At 67.3% G+C, this 26,287-nt stretch carries 25 protein-coding genes; 8 read left to right on the top strand and 17 right to left on the bottom strand.

Going from position 1 to position 26,287, the window contains the following annotated elements:
* Positions 1-117: 117 nt before the first annotated feature.
* From trmD to ftsY, 12 genes are all read right to left on the bottom strand, one after another.
* Positions 118-897, bottom strand: coding sequence for a tRNA (guanosine(37)-N1)-methyltransferase TrmD (gene trmD / locus NNX38_RS07250; RefSeq protein ID WP_227923667.1), 780 nt, complete (start codon positions 895-897; stop codon positions 118-120).
* Positions 898-1,461 carry a ribosome maturation factor RimM gene (gene rimM / locus NNX38_RS07245; RefSeq protein ID WP_255797391.1) on the bottom strand — a complete coding sequence of 188 codons (564 nt, stop codon included), beginning with the start codon at positions 1,459-1,461 and terminating at the stop codon, positions 898-900.
* A 178-nt stretch (positions 1,462-1,639) separates the two neighbouring features.
* The gene (locus NNX38_RS07240) at positions 1,640-1,882 is read right to left on the bottom strand and encodes an RNA-binding protein (protein WP_146364407.1); all 243 of its coding nucleotides are present in this window, start codon (positions 1,880-1,882) and stop codon (positions 1,640-1,642) included.
* A gap of 1 nt (position 1,883) precedes the next feature.
* A complete protein-coding gene (gene rpsP / locus NNX38_RS07235; protein WP_255766527.1) occupies positions 1,884-2,291 on the bottom strand; it encodes a 30S ribosomal protein S16 in 408 nt (135 codons plus the stop codon).
* Positions 2,292-2,485: 194 nt separating this feature from the next.
* The gene (locus NNX38_RS07230; protein ID WP_255797390.1) at positions 2,486-3,373 is read right to left on the bottom strand and encodes a VOC family protein; all 888 of its coding nucleotides are present in this window, start codon (positions 3,371-3,373) and stop codon (positions 2,486-2,488) included.
* Positions 3,374-3,441: 68 nt separating this feature from the next.
* Positions 3,442-3,939: a GNAT family N-acetyltransferase gene (locus NNX38_RS07225; RefSeq protein WP_255797389.1), complete on the bottom strand. Its 498-nt coding sequence runs from the start codon at positions 3,937-3,939 to the stop codon at positions 3,442-3,444.
* Positions 3,939-4,511 (bottom strand): alpha/beta fold hydrolase, encoded by a 573-nt coding sequence (locus NNX38_RS07220; RefSeq protein WP_255797388.1) that lies wholly within the window; start codon positions 4,509-4,511, stop codon positions 3,939-3,941. The genes NNX38_RS07225 and NNX38_RS07220 overlap by 1 nt, the downstream gene beginning before the upstream one ends.
* Positions 4,512-4,519: 8 nt before the next feature.
* Positions 4,520-5,062: an NUDIX domain-containing protein gene (locus NNX38_RS07215; RefSeq protein WP_255797387.1), complete on the bottom strand. Its 543-nt coding sequence runs from the start codon at positions 5,060-5,062 to the stop codon at positions 4,520-4,522.
* A 135-nt stretch (positions 5,063-5,197) separates the two neighbouring features.
* Complete coding sequence (gene ffh, locus NNX38_RS07210; protein ID WP_229951593.1) at positions 5,198-6,781, bottom strand: signal recognition particle protein; 1,584 nt, start codon at positions 6,779-6,781, stop codon at positions 5,198-5,200.
* A 176-nt stretch (positions 6,782-6,957) separates the two neighbouring features.
* Positions 6,958-7,296: a P-II family nitrogen regulator gene (locus NNX38_RS07205; protein ID WP_146364419.1), complete on the bottom strand. Its 339-nt coding sequence runs from the start codon at positions 7,294-7,296 to the stop codon at positions 6,958-6,960.
* On the bottom strand, positions 7,293-8,591 hold the full coding sequence (locus tag NNX38_RS07200; protein WP_255797386.1) for an ammonium transporter: 1,299 nt from the start codon (positions 8,589-8,591) through the stop codon (positions 7,293-7,295). The genes NNX38_RS07205 and NNX38_RS07200 overlap by 4 nt, the downstream gene beginning before the upstream one ends.
* A gap of 210 nt (positions 8,592-8,801) precedes the next feature.
* On the bottom strand, positions 8,802-9,989 hold the full coding sequence (ftsY, locus tag NNX38_RS07195) for a signal recognition particle-docking protein FtsY (protein ID WP_229951591.1): 1,188 nt from the start codon (positions 9,987-9,989) through the stop codon (positions 8,802-8,804).
* A 62-nt stretch (positions 9,990-10,051) separates the two neighbouring features.
* Between ftsY and NNX38_RS07190 the strand changes: the two genes are divergently transcribed.
* Positions 10,052-11,281: an MFS transporter gene (locus NNX38_RS07190; RefSeq protein WP_255797385.1), complete on the top strand. Its 1,230-nt coding sequence runs from the start codon at positions 10,052-10,054 to the stop codon at positions 11,279-11,281.
* Positions 11,278-12,009: a glutamine amidotransferase gene (locus NNX38_RS07185; protein ID WP_255797384.1), complete on the top strand. Its 732-nt coding sequence runs from the start codon at positions 11,278-11,280 to the stop codon at positions 12,007-12,009. Before NNX38_RS07190 ends, NNX38_RS07185 begins: the two co-directional genes overlap by 4 nt.
* Here NNX38_RS07185 and smc read toward each other — a convergent pair.
* Entirely contained in the window at positions 12,006-15,623 is a 3,618-nt protein-coding gene (gene smc, locus NNX38_RS07180; protein ID WP_255797383.1) for a chromosome segregation protein SMC, read from the bottom strand. The genes NNX38_RS07185 and smc overlap by 4 nt on opposite strands.
* Positions 15,624-15,837: 214 nt before the next feature.
* Between smc and NNX38_RS07175 the strand changes: the two genes are divergently transcribed.
* Genes NNX38_RS07175 through NNX38_RS07160 form a run of 4 tightly spaced genes read left to right on the top strand, consistent with a single transcriptional unit; the run spans position 15,838 to position 21,311 of the window.
* A complete protein-coding gene (locus tag NNX38_RS07175; RefSeq protein ID WP_229951615.1) occupies positions 15,838-16,863 on the top strand; it encodes a 3-oxoacyl-ACP synthase III in 1,026 nt (341 codons plus the stop codon).
* Complete coding sequence (locus tag NNX38_RS07170) at positions 16,857-19,487, top strand: alpha/beta fold hydrolase (RefSeq protein ID WP_255797382.1); 2,631 nt, start codon at positions 16,857-16,859, stop codon at positions 19,485-19,487. The genes NNX38_RS07175 and NNX38_RS07170 overlap by 7 nt, the downstream gene beginning before the upstream one ends.
* On the top strand, positions 19,484-20,482 hold the full coding sequence (locus NNX38_RS07165; RefSeq protein ID WP_255797381.1) for an NAD(P)-dependent oxidoreductase: 999 nt from the start codon (positions 19,484-19,486) through the stop codon (positions 20,480-20,482). The genes NNX38_RS07170 and NNX38_RS07165 overlap by 4 nt, the downstream gene beginning before the upstream one ends.
* 10 nt (positions 20,483-20,492) lie before the next feature.
* Positions 20,493-21,311: a serine hydrolase domain-containing protein gene (locus tag NNX38_RS07160; protein ID WP_370646385.1), complete on the top strand. Its 819-nt coding sequence runs from the start codon at positions 20,493-20,495 to the stop codon at positions 21,309-21,311.
* Between the two features lie 62 nt (positions 21,312-21,373).
* Here the strand turns inward: NNX38_RS07160 and NNX38_RS07155 are convergent, their stop codons facing one another.
* The 4 genes from NNX38_RS07155 to NNX38_RS07140 form a co-directional block, all read right to left on the bottom strand.
* Positions 21,374-22,957 carry an HNH endonuclease signature motif containing protein gene (locus NNX38_RS07155; RefSeq protein WP_255797379.1) on the bottom strand — a complete coding sequence of 528 codons (1,584 nt, stop codon included), beginning with the start codon at positions 22,955-22,957 and terminating at the stop codon, positions 21,374-21,376.
* A 120-nt stretch (positions 22,958-23,077) separates the two neighbouring features.
* Positions 23,078-23,758 (bottom strand): hypothetical protein, encoded by a 681-nt coding sequence (locus NNX38_RS07150; RefSeq protein WP_255797378.1) that lies wholly within the window; start codon positions 23,756-23,758, stop codon positions 23,078-23,080.
* A complete protein-coding gene (locus NNX38_RS07145; protein WP_255797377.1) occupies positions 23,758-24,843 on the bottom strand; it encodes a serine hydrolase in 1,086 nt (361 codons plus the stop codon). The genes NNX38_RS07150 and NNX38_RS07145 overlap by 1 nt, the downstream gene beginning before the upstream one ends.
* A 1-nt stretch (position 24,844) precedes the next feature.
* Complete coding sequence (locus NNX38_RS07140; RefSeq protein WP_255797376.1) at positions 24,845-25,357, bottom strand: helix-turn-helix domain-containing protein; 513 nt, start codon at positions 25,355-25,357, stop codon at positions 24,845-24,847.
* Between the two features lie 134 nt (positions 25,358-25,491).
* On the opposite strand from NNX38_RS07140, the gene NNX38_RS07135 reads away from it, so the two are divergent.
* Positions 25,492-25,962, top strand: coding sequence for a hypothetical protein (locus NNX38_RS07135; RefSeq protein WP_255797375.1), 471 nt, complete (start codon positions 25,492-25,494; stop codon positions 25,960-25,962).
* Entirely contained in the window at positions 25,962-26,264 is a 303-nt protein-coding gene (locus NNX38_RS07130) for a transcriptional regulator (RefSeq protein WP_255797374.1), read from the top strand. The genes NNX38_RS07135 and NNX38_RS07130 overlap by 1 nt, the downstream gene beginning before the upstream one ends.
* The last annotated feature ends 23 nt before the right edge of the window (positions 26,265-26,287 follow it).

The following is a 26,287-nucleotide window of genomic DNA, read 5'->3' as shown; positions in this document are numbered from 1 at the left end:
GAATGCCGGTGTGTACATATCTGTTGGCCGCGTTCCCCCTGTGGCAGGTACGGACCCAGATGACACAACTCCCTATTTTGCCATACGCACCGGACCGGCACCAATCCGGCGCTGCCGTCAGGCGGGCGGGCAGACCCTGCCGTCGCGGATTTCGTAGCCCAGCGCCGCCAGGGTGGCCCGGTCGGCCTTGTCCAGCGAAGCGGCGTCGAGCTTTTCGATCAGATCGGGCCGGCGTGCTGCGGTGCGCCGCAGCTGTTCGTCCCGGCGGAACCGGGCGATCTTGCCGTGGTTGCCGCTGAGCAGGACCTCCGGGACTGCACGCTCGCGCCAGGCGGAGGGCTTGGTATAGACCGGATATTCCAGCAGCCCGTCCGAGTGGGATTCCTCGACAAGGGACTCGGGGTTGCCGACGACGCCGGGCACCAGCCGGCCTACGGCCTCGACCATGGCCAGCACTGCGACCTCCCCGCCGTTGAGCACGTAGTCTCCGAGGCTGACGGGACGGACGTCAAAGCGTTCCCCGGCCCATTCCAGCACCCGCTCGTCGATCCCTTCGTAGCGGCCGCAGGCGAAGACAAGGTGCTTCTCCTCGGCCAGCTCGTAGGCCATGGCCTGCGTGAAGACTGCACCGGCAGGCGAGGGGACAATCAGGACCGGCCGCTCGTCGCCGTCGCCCGCCACCGCGTCCAGCGCGGCGGCCCAGGGCTCGGGCTTCATGACCATGCCGGCTCCCCCGCCGTAAGGGGTGTCATCCACGGTACGGTGCCGATCGGTGGTGAACTCCCGCAGATCATGCACGGCAAGGTCCAGCAGGCCTTCCTGCCGGGCCTTGCCGATCAGTGACAGCTCAAGGGCTGCCAGGTACTCCGGGAAAATACTGACGACGTCGATGCGCACTTACTGTCCGGCTTCCTTCTTGTCGGCCGGGGCTGCGTCCTTTTTGTCCTCGGGCTTATTCAGCTCGAAGAGCCCCTCGGGCGGAGTCAGCAGGACATAGCCGTCCTCGATATTCACTTCGGGAACGATGGCCTCGACGAACGGTACGAGGATTTCCTCGCCGCGTGCGTCCTCGACCACCAGCAGGTCCTGGACGGTGAGGGTGCGCAGGGCGCTGACGGTGCCGACGACGTCGTCGCCCACCCGTGCCTTCAGGCCCACCAGCTCGTGTTCGTACCAGCCTTCGTCGTCATCGTCCTCTTCCACCGTTTCGGTGTCGATGAACAGCTTCACGCCGCGCAGTTCCTCTGCGCCGTTGCGGTCAGTGATTTCGTCGAAGCCCAGCAGCAGGATGTCCTTGTTCCAACGCGCGCTGATCACCGTCAGCGGGCCCTTGGCGGCCGGCTCTACGGTGAGCTCGGTGCCCGGGACAAAGCGGTCCTCGGGTGCGTCGGTCAGCACCTGGACGGTCACTTCACCGCGGATGCCGTGCGGCTTGCCGATGCGTGCCACCTGTAACTGCATGGGTTCTCCTCTGTGGGGTTTTCGTCGCCTGGATTGGCCGGCGCCTGAAAAAAATCCGGCCCCTTCACCATTATCTGGTGTCGGGGCCGGATCCTGTGTACTGCTGTTACTGCTTTACTTCCGGTACTGCAGTGAAGAACTGTTCGCTTCCGCTGCGCCGTCGGTGATCGTTTTCGGATCAGCGGCGCCGGTCCGTGTCCACTACGTCCACTCGGACCTGCTCACCGTTGGCAAGGGCTGCGATGACCGTGCGCAGTGCGCGTGCGGTCCGTCCCTGCCTGCCGATGACCCGGCCGAGGTCGTCCTGGTGAACCCGAACCTCGAGGGTTTCCCCACGGCGGTTGCTCTTGGCGGAAACCTTGACGTCCTCAGGACTGTCAACGATTCCGCGCACGAGGTGCTCCAGCGCTTCAGCGAGCAAGTTACTCTGCCTCAGCCTCGGTGGAGGCCTCGGGGGCCTCTTCCTTCTTGGCCTTCGGGGTGATGGCCTCGGGGACAATCACGGACTTCTTTTCGGGAACCACGAAGGGTTCCTTCGGGGCCTTGGTACGCAGGGTACCTTCCTGGCCGTCGATGTTCTTGAACTTCTGCCAGTCACCGGTGATCTTCAGCAGTGCCGCGACCTGCTCGGTGGGCTGGGCGCCGACGCCGAGCCAGTACTGCGCACGGTCCGACTTGATGTCGATGTACGACGGCTCTTCGGTCGGACGGTACAGTCCGATTTCTTCGATGGCACGGCCATCGCGCTTGGCACGGGAATCCATGACAACAACGCGGTAGTGTGCTGAGAACTTCTTGCCAAGGCGCTTAAGGCGAATCTTTACGGCCACTTTTGTGGTCACTCCTGATCTGAAATGGGGCGAACCCGTACTTCTGCTCCCGTGGGGCGGGCCATAACGTTGGGGTTCAAAAGGACAAGATGCATGCACGGAGAGAGGGCCCGCGCAGATCGAGTACCTGACCATTGTGCCAGATGAGTTCATCTTTTGCGACTCGCCCGGCCGGGGCGGATATCCGCGGATTTTCAGCCGACGGCAACACGCAGCCGGTTGCGCCAGGGGTCCTCGAAGCGCAGCTCGGCCCCGGTGGAGTGGCTGGAAATCCCGGCGAACCGAAGGCGGTCCGCCACCCCGGCGACGTCGTCGGCCGTTGGAACGGTAATCAGCACCTCGCCCAGGCCAAGGGTGTCGCGGCGGGGTCCTGCGCCGCGGCTGTTCCAGACGTTCATCGCCATGTGGTGGTGGTAGCCGCCGGCGGAGACGAACAGTGCCTGGCCGTGGAGACCGGCGGTCCGTTCGAAACCGAGCGTGTCGATATAGAAGGCGGCGGCGGTGTCCGTATCCCCTACCTGCAGGTGAACGTGCCCGACGGCGGCGTCGGCTGCCTGGAGTCCGGCCAGTGCCGCTTCCGTGAGGTGGTCGCGGATGTAGGCCTGCGGAGACAACGGCAGGGAGGCCATCCGCACTTCGCGGCCGGCCGCGGTCTCGTCCCAGCCCCAGGTGTCCCGGGGCTTGTCATAGTAGAGCTCGATGCCGTTGCCTTCGGGATCGGTGAAGTAGAAGGCCTCGCTGACGAGGTGGTCCGCGGAGCCGGCAAAAGCCGACGGATCGTGCCTCGCTGCGGAGGCAACCGCAGCGGCCAGGTCAGCCTGGGTTTCAAAGAGGATGGCGGTGTGGAACAGGCCTGCCTCTCCGCGGGAGGCGACCTGCAGGTCCGGCGCCGGTGCCAGGTGCACCAGGGGAACACTTCCGCGACCGAGGTACATGCCGCCGTCGGACTCTGCCACGACGTCCAGCCCGAGGGCGCTGCGGTAGTACGCGGAGACGTTTGCCAGATCGCCCACCTTGAGCATTACGGTGCCCATGGCGAGATCGCCGGGCAGCAGGTCCCGGGCATTTACTTGAAGGTTCATGCAATCAGGTTACTTGAAGGTTCATGTATTCTTCAATGCTGCATCCTCCCAGCCAACAGCGACCCCGGTTACAGCCGGGCACGCATCGCCACGCGCTTCCCCAAGGAATCCAGCCCGAGGCGGATTTCGTGCTGCCGCACCGCCGCCAGTTCGCCGTCGGGGTCCTGGACAACTTCGAAGCCGCAGCTGGCGTAGAACGGGGCGTTGAACGGCACGTCCGCAAAGGTGCACAGCGTCATTGAGGTGTAGCCGTGCTCCCGCGCCCAGTCCAGGGCAGCCTCGACCAATGCCCGGCCGAGCCCTGCGCCGGCGGCGTCGGGGTGGACGGAGAGCTGCTCAAGGTGCACCTGTCCGTCAACCTCCTCCAGTCGGGCAAAGCCGGCGGGCGGATCGCCCGCAACCAGGATGTGGCGGGAAGCTGCGAGCTCCGGAACGGTGGCGGGCGGCGGCAGCTCCCGGAGGCCGGTAGGCAACATTCCGTCCAGCAGCGTGTCGGAGGCCGCTTCCAGTGCCGGCAGCGCGGAAAGATCTCCGGGACGGGCAGTCCGGATGGACGGTCCGCCCATCAGCTGGCTCCGATCCGGCTGACGGAGGCCAGGAAGTCCCGGATCGCCTGCCGCCCGGCATCCGTGTCCTGGGGACGGTGGTTTCCACCGACCTGCCGGTGCTCGGCACCCGTAGACACCAGGAAATCTGCGACCTCTTCGTACAGCGGCTCCCATCCCCCGGTCAGGACCAGCGTGGGTACACCCGGAACAATATCCAGCGGAGCATCGTCAAAGAGGGGCTGCAGCAGGGCCCGGTGGGCCGTTGTGGCCGGCAGGTCGCGGGTCAGGGAGAAGACCGCAGGCTCGCACAGGACCAGGGACAAGACCCGGGTCGGATCGCGGAGTGCGGCCAGCATGGCCGGAACCGCGCCGGCCGAGTGCGCCACCAGGTGCCCGCCGTCGCCCAGTTCCTCCCGGATCAGGGCGATGTCCGCTTCCAGGTCCGGAGGCAACGGCTCGGCGACGGCGTCATAGCCGTGGCGCCGGAGGAACAGGCACTCATAGTCCAGGGCAAGCCCGTGCTGCCGGGGCCACGCCGCCGCGCCGAAACTGCCGGCGCCGTGCACAAACACCACTCGTTCCCGAGCCAAACCCACTCCTAATGTCCAAGAATTCCGGAGAAGCCCTCCAGCGGCGGCATCATCCTGCGCAGCGTCGGCGCGGCGACCGGCCCCGCGGAGACAGGCTCACCGTTCACGAGCTCCACCATGGTGCCCAGTTCCAGGGCTTCCAGCGCGGCTCCCCACTCCCCGCCACGACCCTCGTCCACACCGCAATCCGCGAGGGGAATGAAGCCGGCCTCCCACTCGCCGCCGGCTCCGGTAAAGGACGTCACGGAGGTGGACAACATGCCGCCGTCGAACAGGAAACCGATCGAGTCCGCCTGCCCCTGGACTCCCTGCACGTAGTCCAGCACCAGCACGCGGCCGACGTCGAACTCGGGGTCCAGGGTGGCACGGGCAATGCGGCGGGCCGCGGAGCGTGGATCTTCCCCGCCCTTCACCACTCCCCCCGGCAGCTCCCAGGCGTTGCCGCTGCGCAGCATCAGCACGCGGCCGTCGGTTGTGCGGATCAGGACCCGTACGGTGATGCTGCGCCGGAAGACCGACCCGTAAAAGCCGCTCAGCCCCTGTGCCGCCATGCTGGTCCCTCCCTCTGGTGACGAACTTCCGCGTTCGTGCCGAACTTCCGCGCAGCGCCCTGAAGGCACGCATCCGTCATTAAACACACAACGCCGGACCAGAAGTCCGGCGTTGTGTCGGGTGCGGCGCGGACCCTACTTGCCGAGGAACTTGTCGAAGCCCTTGGGCAGGTTCAGCGAGGACGGGTCGAAGTCCGCCTCCTGGCCTCCGAACGCGCTGCCGGTGGGCAGGGCCTGCCGGGCTCCGGCACGCCGGGCTTCCGCCTCTGCACGTTCCTGTGCGGCCTTGGCCGGGTTGCCCGACTTGGCCTTCTTCTTGCCCTTGGCTGCCTGCTGCTTCTTGCGGGCGCCGCCGAACCCGCCGGGCCCTGCCATGCCGGGCATGCCCGGGATGCCGCCGCCGGCAGCCATCTTCTTCATCATCTTCTGCGCCTGCACGAAACGCTCGAGCAGGCCGTTGACCTCGGAGACGTGCACGCCGGAACCGCGGGCGATGCGGGCACGCCGGGAGCCGTTGATGATCTTGGGCGCAACCCGCTCGTGCGGGGTCATGGAGCGGACAATCGCTTCCACCCGGTCGATTTCGCGTTCGTCGAAGTTTTCCAGCTGCTCACGCATGCCGGCGGCGCCGGGCATCATCATGAGCATCTTCTTCATGGAGCCCATCTTGCGGATCTGCTGCATCTGGGCAAGGAAATCGTCGAGGGTGAAGTCTTCCTGGTCAGCGAACTTCTTCGCCATCCGGTTGGCTTCGTCCTTGTCCCAGCTCTGCTCAGCCTGCTCGATCAGGGTCAGGACATCGCCGAGATCCAGGATGCGGCTGGCCATGCGGTCCGGGTGGAAGACCTCGAAGTCGGTCAGGCCCTCGCCGGTGGAGGCGAACATGATCGGCTTGCCGGTCACCGACGCCACGGACAGCGCGGCACCGCCGCGGGCATCGCCGTCGAGCTTGGTGAGGACCACGCCGGTGAAGTTGACGCCCTCGTTGAAGGCCTGCGCCGTGTTGACGGCGTCCTGGCCGATCATGGCGTCAATGACGAACAGGACTTCGTCCGGGTTGATCGCGGCGCGGATGTCCGCGGCCTGCTGCATCAGCTCGGCATCCACGCCCAGGCGGCCGGCGGTGTCGACAATGACGACGTCGTAGAGCTTGGTGCGTGCTTCCTCGATGCCCTGGCGGGCGACGGCCACCGGATCGCCGGTGGCTGCCTCGAACTCGGAGGAAACGCCGGGGTGCGGCGCATAGACCGGCACGCCGGCGCGTTCGCCGTTGACCTGCAGCTGGCGGACGGCGTTGGGGCGCTGCAGGTCCGCTGCAACGAGCAGCGGGCTGTGGCCCTGGGACTTCAGGTGCTTTGAGAGCTTGCCGGCGAGGGTGGTCTTACCGGCACCCTGCAGGCCCGCGAGCATAATGACCGTGGGCGGGTTCTTCGCCAGGCGCAGCCGCCGGGTCTCGCCGCCGAGGATGCCCTTGAGCTCTTCGTTGACGATCTTGACGACCTGCTGGCCCGGGTTCAGCGCCTGCGAGACCTCCAGGCCGAGGGCGCGTTCCTTGACGGAGGCGGTGAAGGCACGCACCACCGGAACGGCGACGTCGGCGTCCAGCAGGGCGCGGCGGATCTCGCGTACGGTGGCATCGACGTCGGCCTCGGTGAGCCGGCCCTTGCCGCGGAGATTCTTGAAGGTTGAAGTCAACCGGTCAGACAGTGAATTGAACACGTGCCGCGCACTTCTTTCGTCAGTTCTTCGCCATGTTTGGCAGGCCCAGCTGTTAAGGGTACCAAGCCGGTCCCGCTATTCGCCCCTCCTGCCCTGCCGGATCGCTTCGCCGGATCGCAGGACCGCCCGGCTGGAGCACCAGCCGGGCGGTAGGTTCCTTTCCTCTCGAGGGAGAGTCAGAGCGCCGAGTCCCCCCGCTCCCCCGTCCGGACCCGGAGGGCTTCCTCCACGTTCACCACCCAGACCTTGCCGTCGCCGGCCCGTCCGGTGTTGGCCGTGGAGACCAGCACATCCACAATGTCGTTGACCCAGTCATTGGCCACCAGGATCTCCACCCGGACCTTGGGCAGCAGGTCCACGGTGTATTCGGCGCCGCGGTAGACCTCGGTGTGTCCGCGCTGGCGGCCGTACCCGTTGGCGGAGCTTACCGTCAATCCCTGGACCCCGTAGCTCTCCAGGCTTCCCCGGACGGCGTCAAGCTTTTCCGGCCGGACAATAGCGGTTACGAGTTTCATGAGTTGACCGTCTCCTTGGTTGTGGTGGTGCGTGCCGTGTCCTGGAAGGGGCTGAAGGAGCCGCCGGTGCCGAGTCCGCCGAATTCATAGGCGGTTTCGGCGTGTTCGCTCAGGTCCACGCCGTTGACCTCCGCCTCCTCCGAGATCCGGAAGCCCATGGTCTTGTGGATCGCCAGGCCGATGAGCAGCGTGAGGACGCCGGAGAAGACGATGGCCACTGCCGCGGCTGCAGCCTGGGCGCCGAGCTGGCCCAAACCGCCGCCGTAGAACAAGCCCCCGCCCGCGCCGTCGACCGGCAGGGCGATGAAGCCCAGGGCCAGGGTGCCCGCAAGGCCGGCGACGAGGTGCACGCCGACGACGTCGAGCGAGTCGTCATAGCCGAACCGGTACTTGAGCCCGACGGCGAGGGCGGACAGGACACCGGAGACCAGGCCGAGCCCCACCGCGGCGAGCGGACTGACGTTGGCGCAGGCCGGGGTGATGGCAACGAGTCCTGCCACGACGCCGGAGGCGGCTCCGAGCGACGTCGCCCGGCCGTCACGGAGCCGTTCGGTCAGGAGCCAGCCGAGCATCGCTGCGGCCGGTGCGGCGAGGGTGTTGATCCAGATCAGCCCCGCTTCTTCGGCAGTGCCCGCGGCGCCGCCGTTGAAACCGAACCACCCGAACCAGAGCAGCGTGGCGCCGAGCATCACGAAGGGGATGTTGTGCGGACGCTGGTTGGGGTCCTTCCCGAAGCCCTTCCGCTTGCCGAGGATCAGGGCCAGGACGAGTCCCGCCACGCCTGCGTTGATATGGACCACGGTGCCGCCGGCGAAGTCGATGGCTTCACCGACCACCGAGCCCACGGCCCCCTCGGCACCGAGGAGTCCGCCGCCCCAGACCATGAACGCCAGCGGGCAGTAAACCAGGGTCACCCACACCGGCACAAACACCGCCCAGGCGCCGAACTTGGTCCGGTCGGCCACCGCGCCGCTGATCAGGGCAACGGTGATGATGGCGAACGTGGCCCCGTAGCCGGCGGTGATGAGGTCCTCGCTGCCGAGGATGTCTTTGAGTCCAAAGGAGGTGAAGGGGTTGCCGAACAGTCCGGCGATACCGTTCCCGCCGGTCATGGAGAAGCCCCAGAGGATCCAGACCACGCCGACGAGTCCGATCGAGACGAAGCTCATCATCATCATGTTCAACGCGGCCTTGGCGCGGGTCATGCCGCCGTAGAAAAATGCCACGCCCGGCGTCATAAGCAGCACAAGCGCCGCCGAAACCATTACCCAGACGTGACCTGCTGACAGATCCATCTTCACGTCCCTTCACATATGGCGGGCATCTCCCGCACAACGAACTCTGCCGGGGCCAGATTTCCGGCCGGGCCCGGCGGTGTTGCCGGGAAGTTACAAACCGGGCGCCGAGGTAAAAGGATCGTGACGGTGACGTTTCCGGAACGTTTCCGGGCACGCAAAAGCCCCGCTTCCCTTGCGGGAAACGGGGCTGTGCGTTCGGGTGCCTGCCTAGCTCAGCAGTGCGTCCACGAAGCTTTCTGCCTCGAACGGCGCCAGGTCGTCTGCGCCTTCGCCCAGTCCCACGAGCTTCACCGGTACGCCCAGGGTCCGCTGGATGGCGACGACGATGCCGCCCTTGGCGGTGCCGTCCAGCTTCGTCAGGACAATGCCGGAGATGTTGACTACCTCGGCGAAGACCTTCGCCTGGGTCAGCCCGTTCTGGCCGGTGGTGGCATCCAGGACCAGCAGGACCTCGTCCACCGCGGCCTGCTTTTCAATGACGCGCTTGACCTTGCCGAGCTCGTCCATCAGGCCGACCTTGTTCTGCAGCCGCCCGGCGGTGTCGATCAGGACCACGTCCACTTCGCCTTCGATGCCGGCCTTGACCGCTTCAAAAGCTACGGAGGCGGGGTCAGCGCCGTCGATCTCGGAGCGTACTGTGGGAACGCCTACGCGCTGCCCCCAGGTAGCCAGCTGTTCGGCGGCGGCGGCACGGAACGTGTCGGCAGCACCCAGCAGCACGTCCTTGTCTTCGGCCACGAGGACGCGGGCCAGCTTGCCCACGGTGGTGGTCTTGCCGACGCCGTTGACGCCCACCACCATAACGATGGCGGGGGTCTCGGCGTGGCGGGTCACTGCCAGCGAGCGGTCCATGGTCGGATCCACCAGCTTGATCAGTTCCTCGCGCAGCATCGCGTGGACTTCCTGCGGGTCCTGGCTGCCGGAGACCTTGACCCGCTGACGCAGCGCGTCCACGAGTTCCATGGTGGGTTCGGTGCCCAGGTCTGCGAGGAGGAGGGTTTCCTCGATCTCATCCCAGACGTCTTCGTCGATCGTGTCGCGGGAGAGCAGCGCCAGCAGCGCCTTGCCCAGCGCGTTGTTGGATTTCGCCAGCCGTGCCCGCAGCCGGGCCAGGCGGCCCTGCACCGGTTCGGGCGTCTCGATGGCTGGCGCCTGCGGGGCAGGGGCTTCCTCGAGGTCACGCAGGTCATCCGGGACGACGACGTCGGTCTCCCCCGGCGGTGCCTCCAGGGTGTCGGTGCCGCCGCCGGTTCCGGTGACCGGATCGTTGGCATCCCGGCGGGTGGGGTACATGCTCTTGGGTGTACGCCGGGTCCGTACCAGCAGTGTCGCGGAGAAGCCGACAACGGCGATCGCAACAAGGACATAGATCACTATCGAAAGGGTCTCATTCACGCTCCCAAGCTTCTCACATGCCGCTCATCCGATCCCCTGGGATCTGAGAGAATCGCCTTATCATGGTGCGCTCTTCCAGAATCCGAATCCCGCAGGAAATCCAGGTCCTCATCGCGGCCGCCTTCGTCATAGCCCTGGGCTTTGGCCTGGTGGCGCCGGTGCTGCCGCAGTTCGCGCAGAGTTTCGACGTCGGCGTCACGGCTTCCGCCGTCATCGTCAGCGCGTTTGCGTTCACCCGGCTGGTGTTCGCACCGGCGGGCGGCATGCTGCTGGAAAAGCTCGGCGAGCGCCCGGTGTACATTGCCGGCCTGCTGATCGTGGCCGTCTCCACTGCCGCATGCGCCTTTGCGCAGAGCTACTGGCAGCTCCTGGTCTTCCGCGGCCTGGGCGGCATCGGGTCGACCATGTTCACCATCTCCGCCATGGCGCTCATCATCCGGCTCGCACCTGCGGAGATCCGCGGCAGGGTTTCCAGCGCCTATGCCTCCTCCTTCCTGCTCGGCAATATCGGCGGCCCGCTGCTCGGCGGCCTGCTGGCCGGGTTCGGACTGCGTGTTCCGTTCCTCGTCTACGCAGCCGCGCTGGTGCTGGCCGCCGGCGTCGTCTTCCTCCGGCTGAAGGACGCCCGGCCGGCGGCCGGGCCCGATGACACCAAGCCCGCCGCACTGCCGGTGCTCACCGTCACCGCCGCCCTGCGCGATCCGACCTACCGGGCGGCGCTGGTGTCCTCCTTCGCCAACGGCTGGTCCTCGTTCGGCGTGCGCAACGCCCTGGTGCCGCTGTTCGCTGCCGCAGCGCTGTCCGCCGGACCGGAGGTTGCGGGCATTTCCCTGACCGCCTTCGCGGTGGGCACCGCCGTCGTCCTGACCTTCTCCGGCCGGCTGGCCGACAGCTGGGGCCGCAAGCCCCTGGCCCTCATTGGACTGGGCGTCAACGCCGTGGCCACCGCGTTGATGGGGTTCAGCTCCAGCGTGCCCGAGTTCCTGATCATCTCCGTCATCGCAGGCATGGGCACCGGCCTGCTCAATCCCGCCCAGCAGGCCGCGGTGGGTGACATCATCGGCAGCGGGCGCAGCGGCGGCAAGGTCCTGGCCACCTTCCAGATGGCCAGCGATACCGGTGCCATTGCCGGCCCCATCCTGGCCGGTATGCTCGCCGATTCACTGGGCTACTCCTGGGCGTTCGGCGTCACCGGTGCCATTGCCGCCATGGGCTTCATCGCCTGGCTGACGGCACGGGAAACCCTTCCTGCCCGGAAAGCGGCCCCGGCCCCCACTACCATCGAGGAATGAAGCCTTTCCTGCTCCTGGCCACCCGCGCCGAAGATGACGCCGCCGAGGAGGAGTACGCCTCTTTCCTGCGCTTCGGCGGGCTCGCCGAGGAGCAGCTGCACCGGGTCCGCCTCGAAGCCGGCCCGCTGCCGCCGGTGGACCTGGATTCCTACAGCGGCGTGATTGTGGGCGGCGGCCCGTTCAACTCGAGCGATCCCGAGGAGTCCAAGTCCCCGGTCCAGGTACGGGTGGAGTCGGAAATGGCCAATCTGCTGGACGACGTCGTGGCCCGCGACTTTCCGTTCTTCGGCGCCTGCTACGGAGTGGGCACGCTGGGACGGCACCAGGGGGCGACAGTGGACCGCCGGTACGGCGAGCCCGTGGGCCCGGTCGAGGTCCGACTGACGCCCGAAGGCCGCCGCGACCCGCTCCTGGAAGGCGTACCGGACACCTTCGCCGCCTATGTGGGACACAAGGAAGCCGTGGCCGAGCTGCCGCCGCATGCGGTGAACCTTGCCGGCTCGGCGACCTGCCCGGTGCAGATGTTCCGGGTGAAGTCCAACCTTTACGCCACCCAGTTCCATCCGGAACTGGACGTGGCCGGGCTGCTGACGCGGATCTCCGTGTACCGGCACGCCGGCTACTTTGAGCCGGACGAGGCGGAGACCGTGATGGAAGCTGCCCGCGGATCGGCCGTACACGTGCCGCCGCGGGTGCTGCGCAACTTCGTAAGCCGTTACGCGTCCTAGCTCCGGACGGCTTCGGGCTCCGTCCCGCGCTCGATCCGCTGGCTGATCACGGTGGACACCCCGTCGCCGCGCATGGTCACGCCGTAGAGCGCGTCCGCCACTTCCATCGTTCGCTTCTGGTGGGTGATGACAATCAGCTGGCTGGACTCCCGCAGTTCTTCGAAGATGGTGAGCAGCCGGCCGAGGTTCGTGTCATCCAGCGCTGCCTCCACCTCGTCCATCACGTAGAACGGCGAGGGCCGGGCCTTGAAGATGGCCACCAGCAGTGCCACCGCCGTCAGTGAGCGTTCCCCGCCGGAGAGCAGGGAAAGCCGCTTGATTTTCTTGCCGGCCGGCCGGGCATGGACCTCGATGCCGGTGGTCAGCATGTTGTCCGGATCGGTCAGCACCAGCCGTCCCTCCCCGCCCGGGAACAGTGTGCCGAACACGTGCTTGAACTGCTCGGCAGTGTCCCGGTACGCGGCGGTGAAAACCTCTTCGACGCGGCGGTCGACGTCGGCAATGATGTCCAGCAGGTCCTTGCGGGTGGCTTTGAGGTCTTCCAGCTGAGTGGACAGGAACTGGTGGCGTTCCTCCAGGGCGGCAAATTCCTCCAGCGCCAGGGGGTTGACCTTTCCGAGCGCCGCCAGGTCCCGCTCGGCTCGCTTGAGCCGTTTCTCCTGCTCCGCCCGGACATACGGGATGCCGTCCAGGAGCGGATGGCCGTCCTCGTCCACCGGCGTGCGCAGGGCCGCCCACTTGTCGCCGCTGACCGGTTCGGCGGGCACCGGCACCGGCTGGTCCGGACCGAAGTTCGCCACCAGGTGCTCCGCGGTCATGCCCAGCTCCTCGAGGGCGCGGGCTTCGAGGGCCTCAATGCGCAGCCGCTGCTGTGCACGGGCCAGCTCGTCGCGGTGGACGGAGTCCGTGAGCCGTGCCAGTTCCGCGGCGGCGTCGTTGTTGGCGCTGCGGACGGCGGACAGTTCGGCTTCCCGTGCGGTCCGGGTTTCCTCCGCACGGTTGCGTTCCTCGGCGGCCAGCGCCAGGGAAACCTGCAGATGTGCCAGCACTGCCTCTGCCGCCGCCCCGACGGCAACCGCCCGGGCATGCTGTACGGCACGGCGGCGTGCCCGTTCCGCCGCGGCTGCCCGGGCCCGGCGTTCGGCCAGGGCAGCGCGTTCCAGGGCCTCCGCACGGCCGGCAACGGCCTTGAGCTGTTCTTCGGCCGAGCGCAGGCCCAGCCGGGCATCCATTTCCGCCTGCCGTGCGGAGGCGGCGGCGAGCGCCAATGCATTCCGCCGGTCCGCAGACGGTTCCTCTTCGGGGCGGTGTTCCTCCCCTGCCGCGGCGAGTCGTTCGGAGACGGCCGCCAGTTTCGCTTCTTCTGCCACGACGTTGGCTTCCGCGGCAGCCACCAGGGACGAGAGCCGCTCGGCCTCGCCCGAGGCGGCGCGCAACGCGGAACCCAGAGTGCCGAGCCGTTCCGCCACCGCGGCCAGCCGTGCATCGGACTCATGCAGCGCCGCGAGGGCGGCGTCCGCCCGCTGCCGGCAGGCCCCGACCCGGGCGGCCGCAGCCCCGATGCCGGCGCCGGCTTCCTCCGCCCGGGCGCGTGCCGCTGCCAGGCGGGCATCCGTTTCATCCACCGCGGCGGAGATTTCCAGCAGCCCCGGCGCAGAGACGGACCCGCCCCGAGCACTGAAGGCGCTCAGCACATCCCCGTCGGGGGTCACCGCGACGGCGCCGGGCGAGGAGGTCACCAGGCTCACGGCCGCGGCCAGGTCCGGGACTGCCACGGCATTGCCCAGCAGCGCGTTCAACGCTTCCTGCACCTTGGCATCGGCGCTGATCAGGGACAGCACCGGCACCGCGCCGGCCGGGAGGTCCGCGGGCAGTTCCGCTGCCGGAGCGGGCACCCCGCCCAGCAGCAGTTCCACCTGGCCCTCCCCTGTCTCCTTCAGGTGCTGCAGGGCCCGGGCGGCGGCGTCGAGATCCGCGGCGGCCAGGGAATCGGCTGCGGTTCCCAGCGCTGCCGCCACTGTCCGTTCGGAGCCCGGCTTGACGCTGACCAGTTCCGCCAGCGGCTCCAGCACGCCGTCCAGCCCGGCCTTGCGCAGGGAGGCGCTGCCGTCGCGGCGGTCCAGGCCGACGGCGAGGGCCTCGCGGCGGGCGGCGAGGTTCTCGGTTTCACGGACCGCTTCCCGCTCGGCCTGCTGCAGCTGCCGGAGCTCCTGCTCGGCTGCTTCGAGAGCTGCCTGCGCGTCTTCATACTCGGCATCCAGGTCCGCTTCGCCGGCCTCAGCTCCCGCAGCTGAGCCTTCCAGCTGCTCGAACTCTTCCCGGGCGCGGGTACGGCGTTCCTCGGCGGCGGTGATCGAGTCCCGCAGCCGGCCCGCTTCGGACTGTGCCGAGGCCACCCTTGAGCGGGCGGCTTCCACCGAGCCGGTCAGCCGGGCCAGGCCTTCCCGCCGGTCCGCGGCGGCCCGGAGCAGCCCGGCGTACCGCTTCTCCTCCGCAGCTGCGTCCTCTTCGGCTGCCTCGCGGATCTCGACGGCGTCCTCCAGCCGTGCCCGCCGGTCTTCGATTTCCTCCTCCAGGGCTGCGGCTTCAGCGCGTACCCGGTCCGCGGAGGCCTGCAGCTGTTCCGGGTCCCGGCCGCTGCCGGCCGCAGGTTCCGCTGCCCCCAGCAGCCGGGCACGCTCGGCCGCAAGCGCGGCGAGGGAACGGAACCGCTCCTGCAGAGAGGACAGTTCGTACCAGGTGTCCCGTGCGGCGTTCAGCTGCGGTGCCGCTTCGGCTGCCATGGCTTCCAGGGCGGCCTGGCGCTCCCGGCCCTCTTCCACTGCAGCCTCCACCACCGTGCGGCGTGCCTTCAGGGCGCTTTCGTCCGCTGCTTCCTTGTCGTAGGCAGCTTTAAGGGTAGCGAGGTCATCGGCCAGGAGCCGTGACCGGGCGTCCCGGACATCCTGCTGCACCGTCTTGGCCCGGCGGGCGACGGCCGCCTGCTTGCCCAGCGGTCCGAGCTGGCGCCGCAGTTCGGCAGTGAGGTCGGTGACGCGGGCGAGGTTCGCGGCCATGGCGTCCAGCTTGCGCAGGGTTTTTTCCTTGCGCCGCCGGTGCTTGAGGATCCCGGCGGCTTCCTCGATAAAGCCCCGTCGCTCCTCCGCTGAAGCGTGCAGCACCTTGTCCAGCTGGCCCTGCCCGACTATGACATGCATCTCACGGCCCAGACCGGAGTCCGAGAGCAGTTCCTGGATATCGAGGAGGCGGCAGGGACTGCCGTTGATGGCGTACTCGGATCCGCCGGTGCGGAAGAGGGTACGCGAAATGGTGACCTCGGAGTATTCGATCGGCAGGGCGCCGTCGGCGTTGTCGATGGTCAGTGACACCTGGGCCCGCCCCAGCGGTGCACGGCCGGAGGCACCTGACGTGCCCGCGAAGATCACGTCTTCCATCTTTCCGCCGCGCAGCGTCTTGGCGCCCTGTTCGCCCATCACCCAGGCCAGGGCATCCACCACGTTGGACTTCCCGGAACCGTTGGGACCGACCACCGCCGTGACACCGGGTTCGAACTCAAAGGTGGTGGCCGATGCAAAGGACTTGAATCCTCGCATGGTCAGGGTCTTCAGATGCACGGGGGTTAATCTCTCCTGCCGGGGTTGATTCCTTAAATCTACGCGGTTAGCGTCAAAATTCCGCTCTACTCGGAGAGCGTAATCGGGCTTTTGCCTGCGGAATCGCGGGGCCGGTAAGTAGGCTTCTACAAGAGTCATATGATTTTAGGGCGTGGATGCAGGCTTCACGGCGGCCGCCAGCGCGATAGGTTCAGCAGCAGACAAGGCAGGCATTTTGACCGGGAACTTCAACTTCCAGCACTCCAACTCGGCCATCCTCAGCGTGAACAGCGTTGAAGCTCCGGTGGTTATGAGTTCCAGTGAATTCGACGGGCGCCTCGAGCCGTCGCTCAAACGGCTGCGGCTTTCCAAGCGCCTGCTCGAGCGGGTGGCAGGCGTGAGTGAACGGCGCTGGTGGGCTCCCGGCACCGCGTTCGACGACGGCGCCACCGAGGCAGGTGCCAAGGCCCTGGCCGAAGCCGGCGTCGAGGCATCCGAAATCGGGCTGCTCATCAACACCTCGGTCACCCGACGGAACCTGGAGCCGTCCGTGGCCGTGAAGATCCATAACGGCCTGGGGCTGCCTTCCTCCGCGATGAACTTCGACCTTGCCAACGCCTGCCTGGGCTTCGTCAACGGCATCACTTTGGCGTCCAACATGATCGACTCCGGGCAGATCAACTATGCCCTGATTGTGGCCGGCGAGGACTCCCAGGGCGTGCAGGAAGCCACCTTCGAGCGGCTGAACGCCCCGGATTCCACCCGTGACGACTACCTGCGGGAATTCGCGACCCTCACGCTCGGCTCCGGTGCCGCTGCCGCTGTTATCGGCCGGGCGGACCGGCACCCCGGCTCGCACCGCATCCTCGGCGGCGTTTCGCGTGCCGGCACCCAGCACCACGAGCTGTGCGTGGGCGGCATCGACGGCATGTACACCGACACCAAGGGCCTGCTGGACGGCGGCCTGGAACTCGTGGTGGACGCCTGGCATGAAGCCCACGGCAACGGCTGGGACTGGTCCGGCATGGACCGCTACGTCACCCACCAGGTGTCCAACTCCTACACCAACGCCATCATCAAGGCCGTGGACCTGGACCGTAAAAAGGTGCCGATCACGTTCCCGAACTGGGGCAACGTGGGGCCTGCGTCCCTGCCGATGACCCTGGCCCAGGAATCCCGTTCGCTGAACCCCGGCGACCGCGTGCTGTGCATGGGCGTGGGCTCCGGGCTGAACACGACCATGATGGAGATTGCGTGGTAGAGGAGCTTTGGCCGGGCGTTTCCGCCGCCTGGTCCACGTTTGTCCACGTTCCCTCCACCGCCGCCGTCGACGTCGCGGGCACCGTCCGCAAGTGGCACATCCTCGATAACGGACCCGATCTGACCGCCGCCGGCGTCGAACCGGCCGGGACCCTGCTGTGTGTGCACGGCAACCCCACCTGGTCCTACCTCTGGCGCACCCTGCTGGCTGCCGGCGCGTCCGCCGACAAGCCGTGGCGCGTGGTGGCCGTTGACCAGCTGGACATGGGCTTCTCCGAACGTACCGGTGCCTTCCGTCGGCTGGAGGACCGGATCACCGACCTCGGCAACCTCACGGACACGCTGGAAATCACCGGACCCGTGGTCACTGTCGGCCACGACTGGGGCGGACTGATTTCCCTGGGCTGGGCGCTGCGGCACCGCCGTCAGCTCGCCGGCGTGGTCCTGACCAACACTGCAGTGCACCCTGCCGGGTATTCGCTGCCGCCGGCCTTGAAGCTGGCCCTGCATCCGGCCGTCCATCCCTGGGGCACGCGCAGCACCGATGCCTTTATCCGGGTTACGCATTCCCTCGCGCAGCCCGCACTGCCTGCTCCGGTACGGGAAGCGTTTGCGCTGCCGTACCGCGGGGCGGCCCGCCGACAGGGCGTTGCGAACTTCGTTGCCGACATTCCCGCCGTGGATTCCCACCCGAGCTGGCGGGCGCTGACCACCGTTGCTGAGGGTATCCGCCGGCTCAATGTTCCCTCTCTGGTCCTCTGGGGTCCTAAGGATCCGGTCTTCTCCGACCGCTACCTGCGCGACCTGCTGGACCGGCTGCCGGAATCCTCCGTGCACCGGTTCGAGGGTGCCGGGCACCTGCTCCCCGAAGACGTCGATATTGCCTCCCCCGTCTTCTCCTGGCTGCAGACCGCCGTCGAAGCCCCTGCCGATTCCGCACTCCGGCGCACTGAGCCGTTCCGCCCCATGCTTGCCGAGTTGGATGAGCGTGCGGGCGACACCAGCGCCGCCGTCGTCGACATGGCACCGCTGGGCGGAGGCGAGGGCGCGGCAGTGGAGCCGCGCATCCTGTCCTGGGCCGGGCTCGCGGAGCGGGTGAATGCCCTCGCCGCGGGACTCGCCGCAGCGGGCGTGCGTCCGGGTACCCGGGTGAACCTGCTGGTTCCGCCGGGCATTGAACTGACCTCGCTGATCTACGCGTGCCTGCGCCTGAACGCCGTCATTGTGGTGGCCGACGCCGGCCTGGGCACCAAGGGACTCGGCCGCGCCATCAAGGGCGCCGGGCCGGCGTTCCTGATCGGCATCGACCGGGCACTGGTCGGTGCCCGGGCGCTGGGCTGGCCGGGAACCCGGATCAGCGTGTCCGAGCTGTCGCCCGCCCGTAAACGGCTGCTGGGTGTCCGGTACTCCGTTGAGGGTCTCATTGCCGACGGATCCGGTTCCGAAGCGCCGTGGTACCCCGCGGAACCCGACGCGGACGCCGCCGTCCTGTTCACCTCCGGGTCCACTGGCCCTGCCAAGGGTGTGGTGTACACGCACCGGCAGTTGGCCGCCATGCGTGATGCCATCAAGGACACCTATAACCTCCGTGCCGGGACCTCGCTGGTGGCCGGCTTCGCGCCGTTCGCTCTGCTGGGTCCGGCGTTGGGTGCCACATCAGTGACGCCGGACATGGACGTCACCTCCCCGCGCACCCTGACCGCCGCAGCCCTGGCCGATGCCGCCGTCGCCGTGGATGCCACCACCATCTTTGCTTCCCCTGCGGCGCTGACCAACGTGCTGGCCACCTCCGGCCAGCTGAACGCTCCGCAGCGGGCCGCGCTGGCACAGGTGGAACTGCTGCTTTCCGCCGGTGCTCCGATAGCCGAGCCGCTTCTGGCGCAGGTGCAGGACCTGGTGCCGAAGGCCTCCCTGCACACCCCGTACGGCATGACCGAAGCACTGCCGGTCACCGATATCGACCTTGAGGGCATCCGTGCCGCTGGTGCCGGCAACGGTGTCTGCGTCGGCACTCCGGTGTCCCGGGCCGAGGTGGCCATTGCCGAAGTCTTCCCGGACGGTTCGGTGGGCAATAAACCGCTGACCGTTCCGAACCGCACCGGTGAAATCCTGGTCAGCGCCCCGCACGTCAAGGACCGCTACGACCGGCTCTGGATCACGGAAAGCCATAGTTCGTCCATTGACGGCTGGCACCGCACCGGCGACGTCGGCCACTTCGACGACGAGGGCCGGTTGTGGGTCGAGGGGCGTCTCGGGCACATCCTCACCACCGCGGACGGGGTCCGGACCCCGGTGGCAGCCGAGCAGGCGGCCGAGACGGTCGACGGCGTGGGCAGGGTGGCGCTGGTCGGCGTCGGACCCGCCGGCGCCCAGGTGCCCGTGGCTGTTCTGGAGACGGAACCGCCGGCCCGCCGGGCCGGGACCGCGTCTTCCGAGCTGACCACAGCTGTGCGGTCCCGCGTGGCCGAGTTCGTGGGGCTCGATCTGGCTGCCGTACTGGTGCTGCCGCAGATGCCTACCGATATCCGGCACAATTCCAAGATCGACCGTACGGCGTTGGCTGACTGGGCCTCCCGGCTGCTGGCCGGCGGTCCGGTGCCGCGGCTGGGCAAGGGCCGGCGATGAGTTCGCCGGTCCTGCCGCCCCGGAACGTCCTGGTCACCGGTGCGAGCGGCCTGCTGGGCGGTGCGGTTGCGGACCTGCTGGAAGCCAAGGGCCACAAGGTCCGCACCTTCCAGCGCCGTCCCGGCCGGCCCGGCAGGGATTCCGTGTCCGGTTCCGTTGCCGATCCCGCTGCGGCTGCCCGCGCCGTCGACGGGATGGACGCAGTAATCCATCTTGCGGCGAAGGTCTCCTTTACCGGCGAGTGGCATGAGTTCGAGCAAACCAACATCGCGGGTACGCAGGTCCTGCTGCAGGCTGCGCAGACGGCCGGGGTTCGCGACGTCGTTTTCGTCTCGTCTCCGTCCGTGGCGCACTTCGGCGAGCCGATTGCCGGTGCCGGTGCGGGTACTGCAGACCCTGCCCGTGCCCGCGGTTTCTATGCTGCGTCCAAGGCCCAGGCCGAGCTCTTTGCACTGGCGCAGAATTCGTCCGATTTCCGGGTCACTGCCATCCGGCCGCATATCGTCTGGGGGCCCGGCGACACGCAGCTGGTGGAACGCGTGATCGACCGTGCCCGGTCCGGCCGCCTGCCGCTGCTGGACGGCGGTGCGGCGCTGATCGACACCACGTACATCGACAACGCGGCGGCGGCCATTGTCCGCGGACTGGAGCGGATGGATGCCGCAGCCGGCCGTGCCCTCGTGGTCACGAACGGCCAGCCGCGGCCGGTAGGGGAACTGATTGCCGGTATCTGTGCAGCTGCAGGAGTGGCTGCACCGGGCTGGAGCGTTCCCGGCAAGGCTGCCCGAGGCGCCGGAAGCCTGATCGAGAAGGCCTGGTTGGTGGCCGGTCGGCGGGGTCTCGTCCACGATGAGCCTCCCATGACCCGCTTCCTGGCCGAGCAGCTCTCGACGTCGCACTGGTTTGACCAGCGCGAAACCCGCGAAGTGCTGGACTGGACCCCCGAAGTTTCGATTGAAGACGGCATGGCCCGGCTTGCCCGGCACTACTCCTAGGATGATTTCCGTGAAAAGCCTGCAGAAGATCGAGTCCTGGCCTGTTGACCATGCCGCTGTCTCCGTCGTGACCGCCGACGGCGAGGTGCTCGGCACTGCCGGCGACCAGGACCGCCGTTTTCGACTCGCCTCGGTCACCAAGCTGCTGAGCGCGTATGCCGTACTGGTTTCCCTCGATGAGGGAGCCTTGGAACTCGATCAGCCTGCGGGCCCTGAGGGTTCTACCGTCCGGCACCTTCTGGCCCATTCCGGGGGCTACGACTTCGGCGAGCGCACGATCCGCTACACCCCCGGCACCCGGCGCCTGTATTCCAACGCAGGTTTTGAGGTACTCGGGGAGACACTGGAGCAGGCCACGGGCATGGCTTTCGGGGAATACCTGCGGGAAGGCGTGCTGGTTCCGCTGGGCATGTCTTCCACAACACTGGAGGGCTCCCCTGCTGCCGGTGCCGTCTCCACGGCAGCGGACCTCAGTCGGTTTGCTGCCGAGCTGCAGGCTCCCACGCTCACCGATCCGGGCCGGCTGACGGAAGCCACGCAGGTGGTCTTTCCCGGCCTCGCGGGGGTGCTTCCCGGTTTCGGCCGGCAGAAAGAGAACGATTGGGGCCTCGGCTTCGAAATCCGGGCACAGAAGTCTCCGCACTGGACCGGCGCTAACAGCTCGCCGGCCACTTTCGGGCACTTCGGCCAGTCCGGAACCTTCCTTTGGGTGGATCCTGCGGTTCGTGCTGCTGCTGTCTGCCTTACCGACCGCGATTTCGGTCCCTGGGCCGCCGAGGTGTGGCCTCCCTTTACCGATGAGATTCTTGCCGAACTGGCGGACCGGTAGGGTCCTGGTTCCCCAAGCCGGCCGGAATACTCCCAGCGCCGGAACGCCCATACGCAGGTCCATCACGCGGCCCAGATCAGATCGACGATGCAGCCTTCCAGGAACGTGGTTGGAGATCCTGAGCGTTTGACGGGCCGTGTTCCTGCGCTGGATTGATCTTCGGTTTCGATTCCAGTCTCGGTTCCCGCCCGATCCCCGGCTCTTGCTACAGCTCTGACCCCAGGCAGCGGCGGCGCAGTAGACCGATAGGTGTGCCCCGTTGGGGTGGTGGTCTCGACGGTGTGCGGTCCGCTTTTCCCTGGAGTATCGACCGTTCGCGCCTTCCAATCAGGTGCTTCCTTGGCCTGGTTGCACGCCTCGCAGAGGCCCTGCCCATTCGCGGTGCTGGTCTCCCCGCCGTCACGGTGGGGACGAATATGGTCGAAATGCCGAATGGGCGCTCCGCACCACGGCATTCGGCAGGTCTGGTCCCGAGCCGCGATAAGCCGTCCCAACGAAGTCGGGAACAAGCGTGCCCGTGAATCCATTGCGACGAGTTCTCCGGTATCGGGATCTGCGTACAGACGCCGAAGCCAGCGTTCGTCTTGTTTGTCCCGCTTCGTTGTCCGCCCTGCAACACGATGCTGGCCCCGATCCGGGATCTGTCCGTGGTTCTGTCCGGGTTCCGCTCCACGGTCGGAATCGTCCTGCTCGGCGTCTTGCCTCGGATGCCTTCCCCGAACCAGGTCCCTTGCCCACTGCGCAGGCACCGGGCCGTATCCGGGGACCACGGCCGGCTCGGAATCTCCGCCGAACAGCGTCCGATCCGTCATCACCAGCTGAACTTCCACCTCCAGCTGGCCTGCCTCAGTCTGTCCGGTCACGCGCTCAACGAGGGTGTCCGCCATGATCTGGCCCCGGCCCCGGGAATCTCCGGAGGCACGCAGCCGGTCCGCTTCACGGGACAATGCCGCATAAACACCCACGCCCTGGGCCACGGGCAGAAGTCCGGTCAGGTAGGTCATGGTGTCCGGTGCAGGACGGCAGGAGACAAAACGTTCCGATTCGGCTTTGGCCGCGCGCTTGACCGCTGCTGAAGGATCCAGCCGGTAGGCGGCACCTCTGGCACGGGAAATGATCTGCCGGTCCCCCAGAGTTTCAAGCACTTCCGGATCTCCGGCCACTTCTTCATCCACCCGCCGCCGGTCCTCCAAACTCAGGCAAGCCGTTTCACGGACCAGCAGCGTTGCCCTCCATTCACTGATTTTCCCGCGGGTCAGCGCGTGCAGGGTGCACGGCATCTCCTCCGTCAGTACCTTGGCAAACCCCAGCAGCCGTCCCCCTCGGCTCGGCGACTCCCTGCGGGCCAAGGCAATCTGGGAAGCGACACCGCGGCCCAGGTCCTCGCGCAGTACTCCGGCCTCGGCCTGCTTCCGGCGCTGCGAGGCATCGAACACTGCAGCGGCCCGGGCCTGTGCCGCCGAAGCCGCGGCTTTGAGTTCCTCCAGTGCCCGGATCCGGTCAATCAGCTCGCGGTCTTCGGGCTCCCCGCTGGACAGGCTCTCAGCTTGGTCGCCCAATACCTCGACCCACGCGTTCACCAACGCGGTGTCGGCAGTCAATCGGCCGGTCCGCTGATGGTTTGCAGGTCGAGAGTATTCGAACATGTGTTCGAGTCTATCGAGACTCGGGCGTCGGAGCTAGGGAAGAAATACCCGTTCCGCCACCTGTTTTTCAGTTCGCTTACAAGGCCTTTCCAGGCGACACTCATACAGCCCAAACCGGCCTCAACCAGCTAGAGAAGAAATCACGACGACGGCGAGCAGCAGCGCCCCGCTTCCGGCCAACGCGAGATTTCCGGGTTCCTTCTTTATCTTCTTTCCGGCCGCCGCCTTCCGGCCAGGCTTTCCTTGGTCAGGGTTGCCAGGATCGGACTTCCCCGTGTCGGGTGCGGCTGCCCTTTCCCGCACAGGAAGGAGAGGCCGCCGGGACCGCTCCACCGGTCCGGCCTCCATCGCCGAGCCTCGCCCTGCTGCGGTCTCCGCTCTGGCGCTTTGCTGCAGCCGGGATTGGTCCGGCACTTCCGACACGGCGACGTCGGGCTTCGGAACCAACTCCGATTCCTCCGGCTCCGCGCCCTCAGGTCCCCTCGAACCCCCGGATGCCATCTCCTGCGCCGGCCCCTCAGACTCAGACCCCCGGCCCGGCAGCTCCGGCCAGCGAAGAACCGCTCCGGCAACTGCCGCCGCCAGCACGACGATCGCCACCACCCAGAGGACCACCGACCCGGGAGTCCACGGCACCACGAGCCGCAAGAGGCCCGCGAGCGAAGCCGCATCCAACAAACCGGCCAGCAGGGACCGCCGACTGGGGCCTGAAGGCTGTCCCGCCCGTTTCCAGACGGGAACCGCCACGGACAGACAGGTCACCATCAGCCAAGCGCCGAGGATCCAGGACATGAATGTCATCAGAGACCTTCCTTCAGCAAAGCCAACGCAGCTTCTTCCTGCCCGACAGCCACATTGGAGAGGATCAGCACGGCTGTGCCAGCTTCACGATCCATCGCCACCATGGATGAGAAACCTCCGGTCTGGCCGTTGTGCCAAGTCGCGGCCCGCCCACTCGAGGATGAGACCTGCGTGAACCATGCCAGGCCCACCTGCTCGCCGTCCTCACCGGTATCCCACTGCGGTTCCAGGGCGCCGGCACCAGGGGCGGTGCCCGCCAGCAGCGCCCGGAGGTAGAGCGACATATCCGCTGCGGTAGACCGGATCCCACCCATCGGTGCGGTGCCGTTGCCGGTCCAGGCACCCTCTGGCAGTCCGCTTGCATTCCGGCCGGTGGGAGCACCTGCACGCAGGTTGTCGGCCGTCATCGGCACGTAGGTGTCCTTCATTCCCAGCGGCTCGAAAATCCGCTGCTCCAGCAGATCGGTGTATTCCATCCCGGCCGCCTTGGCGAGCAGCTGCCCGAGGAAGGCATACCCGAGGTTGGAGTAGGCCATCGTTCCCCTTCCGCCCACCGACGCAGACTGTGCCTGCTCCAGCACCTCGGCGGGCGAGGCGGTGTAGGGGTCGCGGTGGAGGACGGTGCCGGCGAGCAGGGAGACCAGCGCTTCCGGATCGGTGGCTAGCCGGGGAAGCCCCGACCGGTGGCTGGCCAGCTCGGCCAGGGTGACGGTTCCGATCTCGGCCTCCGGGTCCCGCAGGTCCGGGCCCAGGATTTCAGCCACGGTGGTCTCCAACGTCACCTCGCCGCGCTCGACGGCGTCCGCCAGCAGTGCCGCCGTGAACGTCTTGGACACCGAACCGATTTCGAACTCCGTCCGCTCGTCGGCACCGAACCCGGCAAACCGGACAGCGCCGTTTTCCAGGTAGGCCACGCTGACCGCATCGGCAGGTTTCTGCAGCAGGGGACGGACGGCCTCAGCCAGTGCTGCATCCCCGGAAACCTGCGTCGACAGGCGCGGCGTCCACGGGGCAGCAAGGAGCCCGGCGGCCAGGACCGCTGCAGCGGCAAGGACGGCCACGGTCATACGTCTGTATTTGGACATGTCAGTTACCTCCGGAGGCAGCAGTCAGAATCGCCAGCAGCGGGATGACCCGGGCCGGCGGGATTTGGTAGCGGGACCGGGCGTGCGGTGTGAGCCAGCCCGAGGCGGTCAGCTGGTGAACGTGGTGGTAGATCTGTCCGGAGGTTCCGGAACCCAGTTCCTCCACCAGCTCTGCCACGGTCTCGGTTCCGCCGAGCACGGCGTGGAGCACAGCCAGACGGACGGGATGGCCGAGGGAGGCAAGGGAGTCAGCGAACTGCGTCCAGTCGACGTCGAGCAGATGCCCGGTCTCCAACCCGTACTGGTACTCGTAGTGGGCACCGGCGGCGGTAGTGGCGGTGCCGGTGAACAGCACGGCTCCCGGCTCGGGATGGCGCTTCCGCACCCCTTCGAGGGCCCAGAACACGTCTGCCCCGTCCGCGGCCGACGTCGGCTCCGCGGTTCCCGCGCGTTGCTCCAGGGCTGCCACGCGTGCTTCCAACGCCTCCAGTCGGGTGTCGTCTCCTGTCGTCATGGATAGAGAATTACGTAATTCCGAAACAATTACAAGAGTTTCGTAATTCTTTCTGAAGACGCGAGCGGAGGCTCCCGCGACTTTCCACACCGGAAACCCTTCCCTTTCCGTTGCGGAAAGTCTAGGCTGACGGCATGACCCACGCTCAAGGCCCCCGTCCCTCCCCCGACGAAGCACGCCAGGCCCTCGAATCCATCACCCTGTCCAAGCAGGCGCTGGCTCCGCACGTCCGGTCACCGGCATGGCTCTATCCCGCCCAGGCAGTAGGAATGGCGATGTTCGTCATCGGCCTCGTCTTCTCCAAGGAAGCCGACTGGGCCACCGGACTCTTCGCCGTGTCCGGAATACTCTTCTGTGTACTGCCGATGCTCCAGTCCCGCGGCCGCGTGGTGGTTGATGTCTACACCCATCCGGGAAGCCGGGGGTTGTCCTGGACCTACGTCGCTGTATTTCTGCTTATCTGCGTCGCGGCAGTTGTGCTCTACTCGACCTACTCCCGGGCATGGATTGCATACGTCGCGGCAGTCCTCGTATTGGTCCTGACGCTGGTGGCGGGACCGGCCATGGACGCCCGCCTGGAGCGCGCCCTACGGAACGCCGGCTGATGGGCGACGGATTCAATGAGGTTATCCATGTCCCCACCCGGCTGCGGATCTGTTCCATCCTGGCCGAAGTGGGCGAAGCCGAATTCGGCGTACTCCGGGACGCCCTGAAGCTCAGCGACTCGGTACTAAGCAAACACGTCAAGGTGCTGGAGCAGGCCGGGTTTGTCACCGTCCGCAAGGGTTCCGTGAACGGCCGCACCCGCACCTGGGTGGCCCTGAACAGAGCGGGTCAGAAGGCATTCAAGGCCCACATCGAGGAACTCCGCAAACTGGCTGCCGCCGGGGACCTCCTCAATCCGTAGCGCTGAAACGGCCGGTGAACCTA

It is taken from the genome of Arthrobacter sp. zg-Y238, from assembly GCF_024385525.1.
Classification (GTDB): domain Bacteria; phylum Actinomycetota; class Actinomycetes; order Actinomycetales; family Micrococcaceae; genus Arthrobacter_B; species Arthrobacter_B jinronghuae.
Note: the sequence above shows the minus strand (reverse complement) of the source record. Positions and strands in the feature narration are given on the sequence as shown.

Coding starts and splice junctions, on each gene's coding strand:
- rimM (WP_255797391.1), bottom strand. CDS start 1,461: ATGCAGTTACAGGTGGCACGCATCGGCAAGCCGCACGGCATCCGCGGT.
- NNX38_RS07230 (WP_255797390.1), bottom strand. CDS start 3,373: ATGAACCTTCAAGTAAATGCCCGGGACCTGCTGCCCGGCGATCTCGCC.
- NNX38_RS07225 (WP_255797389.1), bottom strand. CDS start 3,939: ATGGGCGGACCGTCCATCCGGACTGCCCGTCCCGGAGATCTTTCCGCG.
- NNX38_RS07215 (WP_255797387.1), bottom strand. CDS start 5,062: ATGGCGGCACAGGGGCTGAGCGGCTTTTACGGGTCGGTCTTCCGGCGC.
- NNX38_RS07205 (WP_146364419.1), bottom strand. CDS start 7,296: ATGAAACTCGTAACCGCTATTGTCCGGCCGGAAAAGCTTGACGCCGTC.
- NNX38_RS07200 (WP_255797386.1), bottom strand. CDS start 8,591: ATGGATCTGTCAGCAGGTCACGTCTGGGTAATGGTTTCGGCGGCGCTT.
- NNX38_RS07190 (WP_255797385.1), top strand. CDS start 10,052: ATGGTGCGCTCTTCCAGAATCCGAATCCCGCAGGAAATCCAGGTCCTC.
- NNX38_RS07185 (WP_255797384.1), top strand. CDS start 11,278: ATGAAGCCTTTCCTGCTCCTGGCCACCCGCGCCGAAGATGACGCCGCC.
- NNX38_RS07165 (WP_255797381.1), top strand. CDS start 19,484: ATGAGTTCGCCGGTCCTGCCGCCCCGGAACGTCCTGGTCACCGGTGCG.
- NNX38_RS07155 (WP_255797379.1), bottom strand. CDS start 22,957: ATGTTCGAATACTCTCGACCTGCAAACCATCAGCGGACCGGCCGATTG.
- NNX38_RS07150 (WP_255797378.1), bottom strand. CDS start 23,758: ATGACATTCATGTCCTGGATCCTCGGCGCTTGGCTGATGGTGACCTGT.
- NNX38_RS07145 (WP_255797377.1), bottom strand. CDS start 24,843: ATGTCCAAATACAGACGTATGACCGTGGCCGTCCTTGCCGCTGCAGCG.
- NNX38_RS07140 (WP_255797376.1), bottom strand. CDS start 25,357: ATGACGACAGGAGACGACACCCGACTGGAGGCGTTGGAAGCACGCGTG.
- NNX38_RS07135 (WP_255797375.1), top strand. CDS start 25,492: ATGACCCACGCTCAAGGCCCCCGTCCCTCCCCCGACGAAGCACGCCAG.
- NNX38_RS07130 (WP_255797374.1), top strand. CDS start 25,962: ATGGGCGACGGATTCAATGAGGTTATCCATGTCCCCACCCGGCTGCGG.